The sequence below is a fragment of the Actinomadura rupiterrae genome, assembly GCF_024172125.1.
In the GTDB taxonomy this organism is placed as follows: Bacteria; Actinomycetota; Actinomycetes; order Streptosporangiales; family Streptosporangiaceae; genus Spirillospora; species Spirillospora rupiterrae.
This window is the reverse complement of record NZ_JAMZEA010000001.1, coordinates 607,214-623,602: the sequence shown is the minus strand read 5'-3', so window position 1 is coordinate 623,602 and position 16,389 is coordinate 607,214. Positions and strand designations below refer to the sequence as shown.

15 protein-coding genes and 1 other RNA gene are annotated in these 16,389 nt (G+C 68.9%); 7 read left to right on the top strand and 9 right to left on the bottom strand.

Annotated elements, in window-relative coordinates; all coding sequences use genetic code 11:
- Positions 1 to 168 precede the first annotated feature (168 nt).
- Entirely contained in the window at positions 169 to 372 is a 204-nt protein-coding gene (locus FHU30_RS02885; protein WP_253871100.1) for a DUF397 domain-containing protein, read from the bottom strand.
- A gap of 395 nt (positions 373 to 767) precedes the next feature.
- Here FHU30_RS02885 and FHU30_RS02880 point away from each other — a divergent pair, with 395 nt between their 5' ends.
- Complete coding sequence (locus FHU30_RS02880; RefSeq protein WP_253871098.1) at positions 768 to 1,625, top strand: methyltransferase domain-containing protein; 858 nt, start codon at positions 768 to 770, stop codon at positions 1,623 to 1,625.
- A gap of 40 nt (positions 1,626 to 1,665) precedes the next feature.
- On the opposite strand, the gene FHU30_RS02875 is transcribed toward FHU30_RS02880, so the two are convergent.
- From FHU30_RS02875 to prfB, 4 genes are all read right to left on the bottom strand, one after another.
- Entirely contained in the window at positions 1,666 to 2,106 is a 441-nt protein-coding gene (locus tag FHU30_RS02875; RefSeq protein WP_253871096.1) for a hypothetical protein, read from the bottom strand.
- 253 nt (positions 2,107 to 2,359) lie between these two features.
- Positions 2,360 to 2,890 carry a GNAT family N-acetyltransferase gene (locus FHU30_RS02870; protein WP_253871089.1) on the bottom strand — a complete coding sequence of 177 codons (531 nt, stop codon included), beginning with the start codon at positions 2,888 to 2,890 and terminating at the stop codon, positions 2,360 to 2,362.
- A 351-nt stretch (positions 2,891 to 3,241) separates the two neighbouring features.
- Positions 3,242 to 4,219 (bottom strand): DUF8094 domain-containing protein, encoded by a 978-nt coding sequence (locus FHU30_RS02865; protein ID WP_253871081.1) that lies wholly within the window; start codon positions 4,217 to 4,219, stop codon positions 3,242 to 3,244.
- Between the two features lie 573 nt (positions 4,220 to 4,792).
- The gene (prfB, locus tag FHU30_RS02860) at positions 4,793 to 5,911 is read right to left on the bottom strand and encodes a peptide chain release factor 2 (RefSeq protein ID WP_253871080.1); all 1,119 of its coding nucleotides are present in this window, start codon (positions 5,909 to 5,911) and stop codon (positions 4,793 to 4,795) included.
- Between the two features lie 116 nt (positions 5,912 to 6,027).
- Between prfB and FHU30_RS02855 the strand changes: the two genes are divergently transcribed.
- Positions 6,028 to 7,089, top strand: coding sequence for a DUF8094 domain-containing protein (locus FHU30_RS02855; protein ID WP_253871079.1), 1,062 nt, complete (start codon positions 6,028 to 6,030; stop codon positions 7,087 to 7,089).
- Positions 7,090 to 7,176: 87 nt separating this feature from the next.
- Here FHU30_RS02855 and FHU30_RS02850 read toward each other — a convergent pair whose 3' ends face one another.
- Positions 7,177 to 7,362, bottom strand: a complete 186-nt coding sequence (locus tag FHU30_RS02850) for a hypothetical protein (protein WP_253871078.1) — start codon at positions 7,360 to 7,362, stop codon at positions 7,177 to 7,179.
- A 375-nt stretch (positions 7,363 to 7,737) separates the two neighbouring features.
- Between FHU30_RS02850 and ftsE the strand changes: the two genes are divergently transcribed.
- From ftsE to ssrA, 5 genes are all read left to right on the top strand, one after another.
- The gene (ftsE, locus tag FHU30_RS02845; protein WP_117361649.1) at positions 7,738 to 8,427 is read left to right on the top strand and encodes a cell division ATP-binding protein FtsE; all 690 of its coding nucleotides are present in this window, start codon (positions 7,738 to 7,740) and stop codon (positions 8,425 to 8,427) included.
- 207 nt (positions 8,428 to 8,634) lie between these two features.
- The gene (gene ftsX, locus FHU30_RS02840) at positions 8,635 to 9,540 is read left to right on the top strand and encodes a permease-like cell division protein FtsX (protein ID WP_253871077.1); all 906 of its coding nucleotides are present in this window, start codon (positions 8,635 to 8,637) and stop codon (positions 9,538 to 9,540) included.
- A 242-nt stretch (positions 9,541 to 9,782) separates the two neighbouring features.
- On the top strand, positions 9,783 to 10,256 hold the full coding sequence (smpB, locus tag FHU30_RS02835) for an SsrA-binding protein SmpB (RefSeq protein ID WP_253871076.1): 474 nt from the start codon (positions 9,783 to 9,785) through the stop codon (positions 10,254 to 10,256).
- Between the two features lie 9 nt (positions 10,257 to 10,265).
- A complete protein-coding gene (locus FHU30_RS02830; protein WP_253871075.1) occupies positions 10,266 to 12,314 on the top strand; it encodes a penicillin-binding transpeptidase domain-containing protein in 2,049 nt (682 codons plus the stop codon).
- A 328-nt stretch (positions 12,315 to 12,642) separates the two neighbouring features.
- Positions 12,643 to 13,015, top strand: a transfer-messenger RNA (tmRNA) gene (gene ssrA / locus FHU30_RS02825).
- 369 nt (positions 13,016 to 13,384) lie between these two features.
- Here the strand turns inward: ssrA and FHU30_RS02820 are convergent.
- Genes FHU30_RS02820 through FHU30_RS02810 form a run of 3 tightly spaced genes read right to left on the bottom strand, consistent with a single transcriptional unit; the run spans position 13,385 to position 16,330 of the window.
- The gene (locus FHU30_RS02820) at positions 13,385 to 13,915 is read right to left on the bottom strand and encodes a hypothetical protein (RefSeq protein ID WP_253871074.1); all 531 of its coding nucleotides are present in this window, start codon (positions 13,913 to 13,915) and stop codon (positions 13,385 to 13,387) included.
- Between the two features lie 4 nt (positions 13,916 to 13,919).
- A complete protein-coding gene (locus FHU30_RS02815; RefSeq protein WP_253871073.1) occupies positions 13,920 to 15,098 on the bottom strand; it encodes a helix-turn-helix domain-containing protein in 1,179 nt (392 codons plus the stop codon).
- Positions 15,095 to 16,330 (bottom strand): hypothetical protein, encoded by a 1,236-nt coding sequence (locus tag FHU30_RS02810; RefSeq protein ID WP_253871072.1) that lies wholly within the window; start codon positions 16,328 to 16,330, stop codon positions 15,095 to 15,097. The genes FHU30_RS02815 and FHU30_RS02810 overlap by 4 nt, the downstream gene beginning before the upstream one ends.
- Positions 16,331 to 16,389: the final 59 nt, after the last annotated feature.

Sequence of the window (16,389 nt, the reverse complement as noted above, 5' to 3'; positions counted from 1 at the left end):
TTGGACGTTTCCCTCGCCACGATGGCCCGCATTCCGCTCGCGCAGCCCCTCCAGGGCCTGCCGTCCCGAATACCAAGCCAGGCGCTCTGCCCCAGCCCCTCGAAAGCCTCGACCCCGAACATGAGCGAGCCCTGGCAACCGGCCAGGGCTCATGAAACAAGGCGGACGTTAGAGAACGTCCTCGACACCCTTGATAGCGGCGGCGAGCGCGTCCCACGCCGCAGGCATCAGGATCAGGTGCGGGCCGTCAGGGTCCTTGCTGTCGCGAATCGCGAGCACGTTGGGCGTACCCGCGACCTCGACGCACTGCCCCTTGCTGCTGCTGTGACTGGACTTGCGCCATTCGAGGGTGGGGGAACCGTCCGCGAACATAAGCCACCTCAGAAGTCGAGACCGTCCTGCGTCAACGAACCGATGATCTCCGCAAGTTCCGTTCTGTAGGGAAAAGGACCACACCAGTTCCGGAGTCTGCTCGGCCTACCCACTAGAACCCGGTTCATACCTGTCCATCCCTAGCCTGGCCTTGTGGGCCCGGTTCGCTCTTGCGCACCGGCCCCGTTGGAGGGAGCGCGGAGATGCCGGACCAGGTCGCCGGGCATGTTCACTAAACGTCCACGCTCGGTCACGTCAGGAGATGTAATGGGTGAGCATAAAAGGGAGTTGGACTGCTCGGGCTGCAACGGCCAGGGCGGGCAGTGGGTGACCGATAACGGACAGGAAAGTCGGCACCGGCGGCCGTGCACGGCATGCGGAGGAACGGGCGAGCAGTGATCAATCTGAAGGAAGCCCTCAGAGCTGTGAGGCGTGCGGATTTCATTCCGGACCGCATCTTCGTATCCGGCCCGGGCAACTGGCTGATTCCGCTGAGCAGAGATCAGCAGCCGGAAAGGTGGGCGGCCATGGTGGCGTCTCCAAGTGCCGCCGTGGTGACGAAGGTGGCGCGTGATCCGCTCTTCCCTCCAGAACTCTCCGACCCGAGTACGGGGAGGGGGATGGTGGCCACGAGTTCCAGCAGCGCGCCGGAGCTCATGGCGGAGATGATCGAGGCGCTGGAGCTTGAGCCAGGGATGCGGGTGCTGGAGATCGGCACGGGGACGGGGTACAACGCCGCCCTGCTGGCGTACCTGCTGGGCAGCGAGAACGTGGTCAGCGTCGAGATCGATGCCGAGGTGGCCGACCGGGCCCGAGGCGCATTGCAGCGCACCGGCTATCGAGTGAAGGTGATCACGGGAGACGGCGAGCAGGGCTATGCGGCTGATGCTCCATATGACCGGGTCATCGCCACGGCGGCAGCGCACACGGTTCCTTACGCGTGGGTCGAGCAGACTCGTCCGGGAGGCGTGATCCTCGTCCCGTGGGCCGAGACCGTACACCCGGACGGGCGGCTCGCGCGGTTCGTCGTCGGTCCTGACGGCATCGCCGAAGGACGCTTCATCAGTCAGGCCTTCTTCATGCCGCTCCAGGGCCAGCGTCTCCAACCCCACGTCGGCTTCGCGGCCGAAGAGCGCTGGGAGCAAGCCGGACGCCCCGACTTCACCCGCTACGGAATCACCGTGACGGAACGCGGCCAGACCATTTGGCTCGATTCACCAGAGCACGTGGTCGCCGCCCAGGAAAGCCCATGAGGCCGCGCCCGTCCGAGCGGCACGGCCTCACGATGCCCGCTCAGGAGCAGGTGACCACCGGGCTTTGGACGTCGCCGTAGCGAACGCCGGACTCCGTGATCCACGAGTCGTAGTAGTACCTGTAGCCGTGGCTGCACGCGTCGTATGCGTAGGCCTCGTTGTTCCAGTACGTTGTCACGTTCTCGTAGACGTTGACGTAGGAGCAGTGCACCGGCCCCCGGTATCCGGTCGTGGTGATGAACTGGCCGCAGACGTTGACGTCCGTGGAATAGGGAGCGATCCGGATGCTGACCGACCCGACCATCATGTTGGCGGCTGCGCCGTTCTCGATGCAGGGCTTGAGCGAGAAGCCGTAACCGACGTAGGCGTAGTCGTATCGGCACCCGCCGTCGGCGTGGGCGGTGCCGGCGAGACCGGTGAGTCCGACGGCGGAGGCGCCGGCTATGGCCAGTGCCAGGAGGGCGTTGCGGATTCGCTTCATTGGGAGGTCCTTGCCCTTCGTGCGGTGAACGGACAAGGCGAGTTTGCGCCGCAGATGATCTACTGTCGCCCGATTAGGTCCTGCGCCTAATCGTTTGACAGCGTGAAGGCCCGGGCCGTCCGGTGCCGCCCGCAAAAGGCCGCCGCCGCGCCCTGAAAATGTTGGTCACGGGTTGCCGAAGGTCTCCATTCGAGGGAGTCGCAGAGCCCTGGGCGAGGCGTCTTCGAGATGTCAGGGGTGTTGGTTTGTGGGGTTAGGCGAGGGCGTGCTGGAGGTCTTGGACGAGGATTTGGCCGTGCCAGGGGCCGCGCGGGTGGTCTTCTACGACGAAGCCGACGTCTCGGGTGAAGCCCTCGCGCTCGTAGTAGCGGACGAGGGCGCCATCGGCTCCGGCCCAGCAGTCGACGCGGAGTTGGGCCACGCCAGCGGCGAGTGCTTCTTCGCGGGCTTGGAGGAGGAGTGCCGTGCCGATGCGTTCGCCCTTGTGGGCGCGGTCGGTGACCAGGGCTTCGACGTAGAGCTCTGACACGGGAGCGGGTGGGGCGTAGGTCGGGGCCGAGCCCAGGGACACTGTGCCCACGATCGTGCCGTCCAGGACGGCGACGCGAGTGCCGCCCGCCTTGACCAGGCGTTCGACGAGGGCGGTCCGCTGCGGATCGCCCGTCCAGGGCTGGTCGCCCCACTGGCCGGTCTGGCCCCGGGCGACGAGCCACTCCACGGCGCGGTCGAACAGGCCGAGAACGGCCGCGATGTCTCCGGTGCCGGCGGGCCTGATAGTGATCATGAAACGAGGGTGCCCGGAGCAGGCGATACGGGTCAAGCGAGCCCGGGGAGGGCCGACGTCCGACCGGGGAAAGAGTGGGGCGAACGGGGCGGGGCGCCGGGCTTGGGGAAGCGAACGGGGGGGCCTTCAGCGAAGGCGGCATTCGGGTACCCGGCTGGTTCGGGCGCCCCGGCCGATTCGGGTGCCTTTTCGGGGAGCCTGGTTGCGGCTTGGTTGGGTGGCGCCAGCTGTGAGATGGGACGGCGTTGTGCCGGGTCGGGTGGGGAATGGGGCAGGGGTGGACCGTCGGGGGCCGGTGCGGGGCCGCTGCAGCGGTCAGGAAGAGCGGAGCGCACCGGCCCCGACGGGGTCTCAGTGGCCGGTTGCGGCCACGGCTTTCCGGTACATGCCGGTCACGGCGGCGCGGCCCTTGGCGGGCACGGACGCGAGGTACTGGACCAGCACAGTGGTGTCCATGCGAGTGGAGACGGACGATGGCGGGGCGAGCCCGACAAGGTCGCCCGTAACGGAGAGCTTGCCCTTCTTCACCGCGGAGTACGCCTCCCTCTGTTTGAGGACGTACCAGACCAGCGCGCCGCCGTCGCGGGTGCGCAGGGCGTAGACGCGGCCCGGGCCCGCCTCGAAGCGGGACGCCAGGGTGATGCCGTCCTTCTGGAGGCCCGTCTCGGCCTGCCGCAGCGCCGCGAAGGCCTCGGTCGTCTTGGGGCCGGGGGCCAGCTTGGACGCTCCGGCGGCCTTCGGGCCCTCGTTGAGCAGGGTGGCGTGGGCGGCGGCGAGCTTGTCCGGCGCGATCGCGAGGCCGCCTTCGGACGGCGCGACCGACGCCGCGTACCCGTCGCGGTCCAGGGTGACGCGGGAGAGCGCGGCGTCCGTGGGGAAGGGGTCGGAGGCGAGCAGCCAGGGCGCGCCCGCCTTCTCCTGCGTGAACAGCAGCGCGTGCCGCAGGGCCTCCTTGCCGGTGCCGCTCACCGCGTCCGCCGCGAACCAGCGCGGATACCCGGACAGGCGCGGGACGAGCGCGTTGACGTGTGAGAGCTTCAGCGTGCCGGTCTTGGCCTTGGCGGCGCGGCGGAGCTTCACGGCCGCGGTGTCCATGGCGAGCTGCGGGTCGGTCTCGGCCTTGGGCAGGAGGGACGCGTCCAGCTTGCTGCCGGCCTCCCCGATCGTCCCGGCGTAGGACGCCACTACCTGGCGGGCCTGGTCGCGCGTCAGCGCGGGGGGTGAGCTCGCGCCCGCGTCCGAGCCTCCGCAGCCCGCTGCGAGCGAGCCCGCCGCCAGAAGGGCGGCCGCGGACGCAGCGACACGCCCGCGCGCCGCCGACGTGCCCAAAGATTGCCCGCGCGATGCCAAGGGCTCCGGGGACGGGTTCGCGACTGCCGAAGTGTGGCGATAGCTCCCGTCCTCCGAGCGCTCGGCCCACACCCCGGCCGCGCGCTCGTCCTCGCGGTCTGCGGGAGGGGCTTGCGGCACGGCGGGACGGCTGGAAGCGGACTGCTTCGGTTCAGCGGGCATGGCGGCCCCCGAGAGAGAGGTGATGCGTTCCGCTGAACATCATCGCAGAGTCATCACTTCGTCACGCTGCGAATGCGTTATGAGAGTGATGCCAGGTTTGTCCGCACCCGCATGCCCCTCGTCCGCCGCGTTCGCCCACCTCAGCGGCATCCCGGTCCCACGGAATGGCCAAGCCGCCGCTCGGACGGCTGGCACGTCGGACGCGCGCCGCGTCCCCAGGCCCGGCGAACGGCCAAGGCGACGCCAATCGGCCCGTTGGATGTGCGCTGCGCCTCGGGCACCTGAACGGCCGAGGTGCTAGTGCTCAGCCGGTCCGACGCGTGCCGCACCCCGGGCGCGTGGAGAGGCCAAGTGATGGCGCTCGGTCGACGGGGCTCGGCTGGTGGGGGGTTAGGAGGTGGGTTCGGATTCCTGTTGGCGCATCCAGCGGATCTCGGCTTCGATGAAGTCGTCGATGTCGCCGTCCAGGACGGCGGTGGGGTTGCCCGCTTCGACGCCGGTGCGCAGGTCCTTGACGATCTGGTACGGGTGCAGGACGTAGTTGCGGATCTGGGTGCCCCAGGAGCTGGTGCCCTCGCCGCGCAGGGAGGCCATCTTCTCGGCCTCCTCCTGGCGCTTGCGCTCCAGCAGCTTGGCCTGCAGGACGTTCATCGCGGTCGCCTTGTTCTGCAGCTGCGAGCGCTCGTTCTGGCAGGACACCACGATGCCGGTCGGCAGGTGGGTGATGCGGACCGCCGAGTCGGTGGTGTTGACGCCCTGGCCGCCCGGCCCGGACGAGCGGTACACGTCGATGCGCAGGTCGCTCTCGTCGATGTCGACGTGGTCGCTCTGCTCGACGACCGGGACGACGTCCAGGCCCGCGAACGAGGTCTGGCGGCGGCCCTGGTTGTCGAAGGGGGAGATGCGGACGAGCCGGTGCGTGCCGTGCTCGCCGCGCAGCGTGCCGTACGCGTAGGGGGCCTTCACCACGAACGTGGTCGACTTGATGCCCGCCTCTTCGGCGTAGGACGTCTCGTAGACCTCGGTCGGGTAGTTGTGCCGCTCGGCCCAGCGGATGTACATGCGCTGGAGCTGCTGCGCCCAGTCGGCCGCGTCGACGCCGCCCGCCTGGGCGTTGATCGTGACGAGCGCCTCGCGCGCGTCGTACTCGCCGGACATCAGGGTGCGGACTTCGAGCTGCTGGATCGCCTTGTGCACGGCGACCAGCTCGGTGTCGGCCTCGGTCTTGGTGTCGGCGTCGTCCATCTCGCTGGCCATCTCGTAGAGGGTCTCGACGTCGTTCAGGCGCTGGCGCAGCCCGGTGACGCGGTTCATCTCGGCTTCGAGGTGGGACAGCTTGCGCGTCACCGTCTGGGCGCGCTCCTGGTCGTTCCAGAGTTCGGGGTCGGCCGACTGCTCGCGCAGCCCGGCGATGTCCCGCTCCATGGCGGGCAGGTCCAGCACCTGTTCGATGCCGGACAGCGTCGCGTCGAGCTCCTTGAGCTGATCTTGAGGATCGATGGCAGCCACGTAACAGAGCTTATCGCCGTCCGGCCAGTGCCCGAGCGATCGCCCAATACCCTGTGAATGGCACAATCACGGTGGGCACGGCCACGGAGGCCGGCGGGCGGGTGCGAGGGGGCGCGGTGCCGAGGATCGACCGGGCGGCGACGGCCGTCCTAGCGCTGCTCGCCCTGACCGCGGCGGCCTGCGGCGGCGGGGGGGCGAAGGCGAAGGTGACGCCGGCTCCGCCGCGTCCGACGCCGACGCCCGTGGCGCTGACGCCGCAGCTGGCCGCCGACCGGTTCAGGTCGTGGTCGGTGAACGACGACGTCGCGCGCGCGTCCGGGGACGAGCGGCTCGCGCTGAGCTGGGTCGTGGACGGCCAGTACGCGCTGACCGCGGCCGAGTTCCGCAAGGCGTCCCACAACGGCGATCCGGTGCCGCGGTTCACCTACGGCAAGCCGACGTTCTACGTGCCGAAGTTCCAAGAGGTGAAGACGTACCCGCAGTGGTTCGTCGCGGCCGTCCCGCGGACGGAGCAGGGCAAGCCCAAGAGCGAGCGGACGGCGCTCATGGCGTTCATCCTGCGCTCGCCCGGCGACCAGTGGAAGCTGAGCCTGGAGACCGACCTCGACCCGAAGGCGAAGCCGCCCAAGGTCGTCCTGGACGGCCAGGGCTACGCGACCGCGCTGCAGACCGGCGACACCTCGGTGCTGATCCGGCCGCGCGACCTGCCCGGCATCCAGGCGACGATCGCCGCCGAGGGGCCGTCGAGCGTGGCGTCCAAGGTGATGGCGTCCGGGCCGGTCACGACGGGGATGAACGCCGATATCCAGCAGGCCCGCAAGAAGGCCCGCCACCAGGGGCTCGGCTTCTCCAGCGTGGTCGTCGCCACGCCGTACCCGATCTTCGCCCTGCGCGCCGAGCAGGGCGGCGGGCTGGTGCTGTACTCCCTGTTCCGCAACAACTCGCTCTACGTGAAGTCGAAGGACCGGCCGAAGCGCAAGCCGCCGATACCGCCGGAGGCCGCGCACCTGCTGGACGGCACCGTCCCCGGATATGACATCGACTACACCGAGACGCTGCAGCTCGCCGCGTCCGACCCGGCGAACCCCAAGAACAACGCGAACCTGCCGAAGGCCGACGTCATCGGCTACTTCGGCACCATCAGCAAGGCCACCGCGCCGACCCCCAAGCCCAGCTAAGCCGACCCCCAAGCCCGGCCAAGCGGCTCCAGTCCCTCGGTGAACGCTCGGCGAATCTCCTCGGGCGCTCCGCGGACGTCCCGGAGGTCAGCCGTAGAGGCGCTGGAGCAGGAGGGCCACGAAGAGCAGGGCCACCAGCCCGGCCAGGACGAGGGCGGGCGGGACGTTCGGGCCGTGCCGGTGCACCTCGGCGCGGGCGGCCCGGCAGGTCGGGCAGCGGCCCTCGACGACCGGCCCCGAGCAGTTCGCGCAGACCAGATGTTCGCAGCTCATCCGGCTGCCCCTCTCGATCGGGAACTATCTGTCACTGAGAACTTTAGGCGCGATTCCCCGGCAAACGCCCCGCCCCGGTTGTAAAGTCCTGGTGCCGGTCAGGGGTCCGTGCGGTCGAGTCGGCCCGTTCCCGCCTCTACACTGCACGGGTCCATGCGGTCCGTCGAGCCGGTCCCGGTTCCGGCGGCCGCGAAGGCCGGAGTCCTCGCAGGTGGGACGGGGTTTGCGGACGACCGGTTACCGGTTCCGCGGATCCAGCCCTTAAGGTCGAGTGTTCCGAGCCCGATGTAGGTCCGAGGGCTACGCTGAGTGGTCCGTCCCCGGGTCCGCGCGGGTCCTTCGCAAGAATGGTGCTGAAACCGCCGTGATGCAGCCGTGATCCACTTCGACAACGTCACCAAGGCTTACAAGAACCAGAACCGGCCCGCTCTCCAGCACGTGAACGTCGCCATCGAGAAGGGCGAGTTCCTGTTCCTGGTCGGCCCGTCCGGGTCCGGCAAGTCGACCTTCCTGCGCCTGATCCTCAAGGAGGAGCGGCCGTCCCAGGGGCACGTCCACGTGGCCGGGAAGGACCTGAACAAGCTGAGCAACTGGAAGGTCCCGCACCTGCGCCGCCGGATCGGCTGCGTGTTCCAGGACTTCCGGCTCCTGCCGAACAAGAACGTGTTCGAGAACGTCGCGTTCGCCCTTGAGGTGATCGGCAAGCCCCGCCGCTTCATCAACAAGGTCGTCCCCGAGGTGATCGACCTGGTCGGCCTGGAGGGCAAGGCGCACCGCATGCCGGACGAGCTGTCCGGCGGTGAGCAGCAGCGCGTCGCGATCGCCCGCGCCTTCGTGAACCGGCCGATGATCCTGCTGGCGGACGAGCCGACCGGCAACATCGACCCGGCGACGTCCATCGGCATCATGAAGGTGCTCGACCGGATCAACCGGACCGGCACCACCGTCGTCATGGCCACGCACGACGCCGCCATCGTCGACGCCTTCCGCAAGCGCGTCGTCGAGCTGGAGGACGGCCGGGTCGTCCGCGACCAGTCCCGCGGCGTCTACGGCCAGGCGTACTAGCCCCCTCCCAGGCCACCGAAACCAGGCCACCGAACTCCGGCCGGCGGGCCGGGGACCGGGGCCAGGCCACCGAACCCGACGGCGGTCCGCCGCGTACCAGGATGAGGATCCCGGTCCGGCCCGCCCGGCCCAGCGGTAGCAGAGCAGGTAGCCTGCACCGGCACTCGAAGCTCCCACCGGGGCACAGGCGATCAAGGACAGCGAGGCATGCGCGCACAGTTCGTTCTCCAGGAGATCTGGATCGGTCTCCGCCGGAACCTCACGATGACGATCTCCCTCGTCATCACCGTCGCCATCGCCATGGCGCTCTTCGGCACCGGTCTGCTGCTGCACAACCAGGCCAACTCCTCGAAGAACTACTGGTACGACAAGATCGAGGTCTCGATCTTCCTGTGCGCCAAGACCTCGTCCAACCCGTCCTGCGCGGGCAAGGACGCGGACCAGACGCAGAAGGACGCGCTGAAGCAGCGGCTGCAGGGCCTCCCGCAGGTGTCGAAGGTGGAGTACGAGAGCAAGGAGCAGGCCTACGAGCGGTTCAAGGACCGCTTCTCCTCCACCCCCGGCTTCGTGCAGAGCACCAAGCCCGGCGACATCCCCGACTCCTACCGCGTCCGGCTGAAGGACCCCAAGCAGTACAAGGCCGTCTCCCAGGCGATGCTGGCCCAGCCCGGCGTCGACCAGGTGATCAACGAGCAGGAGATCCTGAAGAAGTTCTTCCGGATCCTCGGCGGCCTGCAGAGCGCGGCGCTGATCATCGCGGGCATCCAGGTGATCGCGGCGGTGCTGCTGGTCGGCAACACGGTCCGGCTGTCGGCGTTCAACCGGCGCCGGGAGACCGGGATCATGCGGCTGGTCGGCGCGTCCAACACCTACATCCAGCTGCCGTTCATCCTGGAGGGCGCGATCGCCGGCCTGATCGGCGGCCTGCTCTCGGCGGTGCTGCTGGTCTTCTCCAAGATGCTGCTGGTCGACCGGCTCGCCAGCAACATCCAGATGGCGTCCAGACTCGGCTGGGGATCGGTGTCCCTGGTGATCATCGTCGCGATCTGCTTCGGCGTGCTGCTCTGCGCGGTCGCGTCCTTCCTCACCCTGCGGCGATACCTGCGCATCTGATCACCCGCCTACACTGGGCCCAGGTCCGGCGTTACGGATGCCGCCCCGTCCACCTTTGCGGACGCGGGCGGCTCCGCCGTTGGGCCTGCGTGTCCGATGCCGGCCGAGGCGTCCGGCATGGGCCTGCGCGTCCGATGCCGCGGCGAGGCGCCCGGCACCGGACGCACGTTTCCGACGTCCGACGGGTGTGCCCTCCGGACGGCGGGCCGGCGTCACCCGACCAGAACCGAGGCTGAATTCCCGTGCCACGTGAGCAGGGGCGAAAGTTGATCGCCCAGAACAAGCGCGCCCGGTACGACTACGAGATCGTCGACACCTGGGAGGCCGGCCTGGTGCTGATGGGCACCGAGGTCAAGGCCCTGCGCGCCGGACGGGCCTCGCTGGCCGACGGCTACGCGCACGTCATGGACCACGAGGTCTGGCTGGAGAACGTCCACATCCCCGAGTACACCGAGGGCACCTGGACCAACCACGCCCCGCGCCGCCGCCGCAAGCTCCTGCTGCACCGCAAGGAGATCGCGAAGATCGAGCAGAAGACCGACGAACCGGGCTGGACGCTGATCCCGCTGGCGCTCTACTTCCGGGACGGACGCGCGAAAATCGAGATCGGGCTGGGCCGTGGTAAGAAGGCCTACGACAAGCGCCAGGCCATCGCCAAGCGCGAGGCCGACCGTGAGATGCAGAAGGCGGTCGCGGCCAAGCTCAGGAGACGGTGAAGGGTGTCGATGAACCTCCGAGGCCGCAGCAGGGCGCGCCGGACGATCTCGGCGGGGGCCTGCGTCGTCCTCGTCGGCGGCTCGGCGTCGGCGTGCTTCGCCGAGCGGTCGGCCATGCCCGCGGTCCGGGACTTCCTGGTCGCCTGGGAGGTCGGCAACTACAAGGCCGCCGCCGGGCACACCACCGGGACCGACAAGGCGCAGGTGGAGGCCGCCCTCGGAGGCGTCCGCGGCCAGCTCGACGCGGCCGCGCTGAAGCTCGGCATGATCAAGGTCGTGAAAACCGGCAAGACCGCCACCGCGAAGTTCTCGGTCAAGATCGACCTCGGTGAGAACGGCGAGCCCTGGACCTACACCAGCCTGATGCACCTGCTCCAGACGGGCGGCAGCTGGAAGATCCGCTGGGACCCGTCGATCATCCACCCGCTGCTGCGGTCCGGGCAGCGGCTCGCGGTCGTCACGCAGGTGCCGTCCCGCGCGTCCATCCAGGACCAGAACTCCAGGTCGGTGCTCAAGGCCGTCCCCGCCGACCTGGTCGGGGTCATCCCCGGGGAGCTGAAGGACCCGAAGGCCACCATCGACCAGATGGTGAAGACCACCAAGATCGAGGGCGGCCGGCGGCTGGACGGCGAGCGGCTGCTCGGCCGCGTCCAGTCCGCGCCGCCGCAGGCGTTCCTGCCGCTGCTCACCCTCCAGCGGGCCGGCGGCGACACCCTGATCGAGCGGCTGCGGCGGGTGGACGGCCTGCGGTTCAAGATCGTCAACGCGCCGATCCAGCCGCAGTTCGCGCCCGAGGTCGTCGGCGAGCTCGGTGCGGCCACCGCCGACCGGCTGCAGCAGGTCGGCGCGCCCTACCAGCCGGGCGACACGATCGGCGTCAGCGGCCTGCAGCTGCTGATGCAGCGCCGGCTCGCGGGCACCCCGACGATCGAGGTCGTCGCCCAGGACCCGGCCGGTTCCAGCGTGACCACGCTGCACTCCTGGCCCGGCCACGACCCGGTGCCCGTCGTCACGACCCTGGACCGCAAGATCCAGCCGCGCGCCGACCAGGCCCTCGCGGACGTGAAGTACCCGGCGTCCCTGGTCGTGGTGCGGCCCGGCACCGGCGACGTGCTGGCGGTGGCCAACCACGGCACCCGCGGCCGCGACCAGGCGATGGAGGGCCACTACCCGCCCGGCATGGCGTTCTCCTTCATCACGGCGGACGCGCTGCTCCAGAACGGCGTCCCGAAGGACACCCAGGCCGACTGCCCGGCGTCGGCGAACATCGGCGGGCAGACCGTGGCGAACCCGTCCGGCAAGGCGGCCCGCACGAGCACCCTCGAACGCGACTTCTCGGTGTCCTGCGCCACGACCCTGGCGCAGCTCGCCGCCAAGCTCCCGCCGCAGGCCCTGAGCCAGTCGGCGGCCCGGTTCGGCCTCGGCAAGGACTGGGGCGGCCTGTTCCCGTCCTTCGCCGGGCAGGTCCCGACAGCCGCGAACGACGGCCAGAAGGCGCTGGTCGCGACCGGCCAGGGCGGCGTGACCACCTCGCCGCTGGCGATGGCCGCCGCGGCCGCGGCCGTGTCGTCCGGCACGTGGCGCCCGCCGTACATCACCAAGGACCCTGTGGACACCCCGTCCGCGCAGCCGCAGATCCTCTCCCCGGTCGCGACCGGGGACCTGAAGCGGATGGTGCGGCGGTCCGTCCAGTCGGGCTCGGCCAAGGACGCCAACGTCAGCAGCGGCGGCCAGGTCTCCGGCGTGAGCACGGTGGTCTCCTACCAGGAGGGCGGCCAGACCAAGTACGTCTCCTGGTTCGTCGGCTTCCGCGACGACATGGCGTTCGCGATCGCGGTGGAGGGCAAGGTCAACCCGGCGAAGATCGCCGCGACCTTCCTGACCGGCACCACGCCGTCCCCGCCGAGCAGCACCAAGCCGCCGCAGGGCACCAACCCCGGCACCAACCCCGGCACCGGGCCGCGCCAGCCGTCGGGCGGCGGGCAGAACCAGCCGGGCCACACCACCCAGCCGACCACCGACCCGACCCGTCCAGCCAACGAGCCGACGAAGCACTGAACGCCACCCGCCCGCCGGCTTTTGTGATCTCTTGACGTGACCGGCGCAACCATCGGGCCCGTCTTGGACGTCTTCACAGGTGACTGATCCCGCTCGGGGGGTTGCGGACTCAGTCGCCTGTGATGAGATCAGAGCCTCGTCTCGGGGGAGGCTCTGCCGTCCGGACCGGCCCTGACCCTGCCGGTCGGCCCCGGTGGGTGCGACACGTTCGCCCCACCGGGGCGTCACCATTCCCAGGCCCCGGGGAATCCCGTTGGCATCTCGCGCGTTGACCGACTAGTGTCTGGTGGTGGATGCTCAGGCGTCCGACTTCTTGACAAGTCAACATGGGGGTGACCGGTCTCGACTTCGGTAGGTCGAGCCAGGGGAAGCGGGTCGAGGGTTGCTGTTGTGACCTCGTAAATCCTGTGACAGCAAACCTATAACTGCCAACAAGAAGCAGTCCGAGTTCGCTCTCGCCGCCTGAGGCGAGTAGCGACTCTGCCGGCCCGGGTACGTCTCCGCCCCGGGATCCGGCATCATCAGGAGACTCCACTCTGCCGCCCGGTCGCGGGGCAGTAGAGAACACCTAACAGCGACTGAGCCCGTCGGCGACTCGCCTGCGAGAGCGCCGGGGCTGAGAAAGCGTCAAGCAGGCTGCACCCGGAGAAGCCCTGACTCATCACCGAAGGACGCGGGTTCGATTCCCGCCACCTCCACCAGAACGGCGTTGTTCGAACACCCGCCCGCAACGGCGGTTCGAAGCGCCAGCTCGTCAAGAACGGCGGGGCGCTGCCTGCACGGGGAGCGCCCCGCCGTCTTGCTGTGCGGTCCTGGTCGCCCGACCAGCAGTGTGAACCGGTGGATGATCGCCTGCCGACTGTAGCCGTGATGAGTGGCCCTGGTTAGCGAGGCGGCTCAAGGTCATTCGAGTTCGCTCGAATCCATGCCGTGGAAGATTGTCTCCAGAGGTGCCCTGTGGGCGGCGGTCGGCCGGGATGATGCTGGGGTGGCCCCGCTTGTGCGTGCCGTCGGCCTGCCGAACACCGCCCCTGTAGTGGCTTCTTCCGTACAGCGACGGTGCGCGCTTGCTAGGGACGCCGGGTGGTCCACCAGGCGAAGTCAGCGTGCCCGGGGGGAGGCCGAAAGCGTGCGCGGGATTCTACGGCGAGGAGCATCAGGCCGGTTTCTTGCTGGCTGAGCCCAGCCTGGTCGACATAGTTCCTCAGCAGGCGCGGCGTGCTGGTTGCCGCGGGGAGTCCTATCCTGGCGGCGGCCTTGAGAGCCGCATGGTCATCGGTGGCGAAGGCGAGGCGCCGATGCTTTGCCAGCGCCAGGCATTGGGCCTCCCCGTCCTCCACCTTCGTGGCGAGGTCCACGAAGGTCGCCGTCTCGGCGCCAGGGGAGAGCAGAAGTAGCTCCAGGGTCTCCTTCTCGACGTGGGAGCTGAGGTTGATGAGGGTCTTGGTCTTCTCGCCGTCGACAAGATCGATGAGGTAGAGCACCTCTTCGGCGGCCTTGGCGGGCATGGCGAACATTACGCCGAGGGCGTGGGAGATCGCGTCGAACTCTCCTGTTGCCTCGAGATTCAGCGCCACACAGGCGTCCAGCAAAATGCGCACCAGGTCAGCACTCCGGCTCGTTCCAGCGCACGGGCTTAGGCATGCCGCCTCCCGTTACGTCGTTGCTGGTGGTCAGCTCCCGGACGACGTCGCGGGCTTGGGCCCGGTCGGTCCGCAGGTATGCGGAGAGCTGTCCTTCGGTGATCTCCCCGTTGGTGAACAGTTCGACGGCCAGGAAGCGGTACCGCACCGGCAGCAGCTCGGCCGACTCGTGATCAGGGGACAGTCCTAGGGTGCGCTCCGCTTCGGCTGGGCGCAACCTGGGCTCGAGTTTGTCGAAAGTTCCGCTAGGGATGAGAGCAAGGTCTTCAAGGCGATGGGTCATCGCTTGGAAGGAGACGCGGAAGGCGCGGGCCAGGTGGAAGAGGTCTGCGACAGTAGGCTTTCCGCGTTCCCGGTCTCGCGTGAGTTCGAGGAAACGCCGGCGTACCCCGCTGCGCGGCATCAGGAAGTCGGCGGCGAACAGGTCGGCGAATCGTTCGTCGGCATTGCTTCGTCCGCCGAGCGTGGTGACCTCCGAGCGATCACGCCTTGTCAGGAAATGGGCGTATTCGTGCGCCAGTGTCCATCGACGTCGCTGCACCGGATGGTTCGCGTTCACTGCCACACATCCGCCGAGGGGCTCGGCATAGACGATCGCGCCAGCGATCTTGGACGGCAGGCGGGGCATGAAGATCCGCAGCCCTACCTCGTCTTCGAGGAACTCGCGCAGCTGCTGGACCGGGCCGTCGCCCAGCCCGAGGCGGCGGCGCTCCTCTAGGGCCAGGTCTTCGGCCGCAGGGGCGAGGTCGCTTTCGGTGAGCCGGAACTCGGTGGGGTAACGGCGGGGGAGGTCGACCCGGCTCCGCCTGGCCAGGTCGAGAAAGTCGTCGGCGAGGCGTTCGATCTCTGCGATCGCATCGTGCAGCTTCTCCTCGTCGACCCTGCTGGGAAGGGCAAGCCGGAACTGTGCGCCGATGCCCTCTACCGGGGGTTGCGGGCGGAGGAGGTCGCTGACCTCGCGCCGGTACAGCGATGCGAGAGTCACCAACTCCTCTGGACGGACCTTTCGGCTTCCCTTCTCCATGGCCACGAGCAATGGTCGGCTCACTCCCAGAGCCGTAGCAGCCTGCTGCTGGGTGACACCGGCTGATTGCCGGGCGACACGCAGCCGTTCCGGCAGTGTGGTGTCGGTGCTCGTCATGCGGCCGCCGCCCCTTCCAGTCCCCATTTGTGCAGGTTGAAGCCGAACTCTCGGGCTGCTGCCCTCCATTCAGTGCAGTACTGACCGTACAGGCGCAGGACCGCGGCCCGTCCCGTTTCCTCTCCCACCGCCGGGACATCCAGGACCTGCGGAAACTCTTCCACCAGCGCAGTCCATGGGTCGGCGGCCCGCAGAGCCTGGCCTAGCCGGTGGAGCTGCCACAGCGTGGCAGTGATCGGTACGCGATCGCGTGCCGAGCTGAGGTCGCTGTCGTAGTGCTGGGCGGTGTCCAGGACGGGCTGGCCGGAGGCCAGGACTGATTGACGTCGCAGGATGCAGGAAGTGCATTGGCCGCAAGCAGGCCGTCCGGGCACATGAGTCGCGAACCCTATGTCGCAGGTGACCGACCGAATGCAGGCCTTGATGGCCCAGTGGGGCACGTGGCGGAGCATTTCGGTTTTGGTGTGCCATAGGTGGGGCAGTTCGATGCGGAACCTGGCGCCCGTCAGGGAGGTGGTGAGTCGCTCCAACATCTGTAGGGTGCGCGGGTGGACGGCTCGGGTGGCTTGGGAGCCTCGTTGGGCAGGAACGAGGGGAAGGTTGATCGCGCCGATGCCGTTCTCGTACACGCGCAGCGTCTGCTTGCCCGCGGTCAGGGCGGTGGCGATTCCGGCGGCCAGGAACAGGAAGCCGCGGGTTCGCTGCGTAGATTCTCGGGAAGTGCCGGCGGCGAGGTTGAGGGGTAGGCGGCAGTCGCGGACACGGTGGCCGAGTGCTCGAAGGACGCTCTCCTGGATGCCTTGCATGCGGTTACTGGTGACGACCCGAACGGCCAGAACGGCAGCGTCGGGGGCCGCCGCCAGATCTGCTGCGAGTCCGGCCGTGGAGTCGAGCCCACCGCTGAACAGGACGACCCGTGCTCGGTCGGGAACCTCCGAGAAGAGGTATTCCTGGGCGCCCCGAAGTGGCGTGTGGGAAGCACCGAGCGGATGAAAGACCAGCTCCCACTCATCGTCGGTCAGCCAGCGGAGCACTTCGCCTACGTGGCCGGCGTGGCTCTGCCACACGTCCACACAGCGGACGGGCAGGTGCAGGCGGAGTCTGCGGCACCATGCGATCTGGCATGGGTCGCCGTGGTCGCGGGCCTGTCGACGGTCCGCGGTGTAAGCCGCCGTGGCGATCTCGATGAGGTCGGCCGCCAGCGGCGGCATGACCTGTGCAAGCTCGTCCATCACGGGTCGTCCGTTGAGCCGGACTTCCTTCCCCCAGCGGACGGCACCGGGGACGGGGC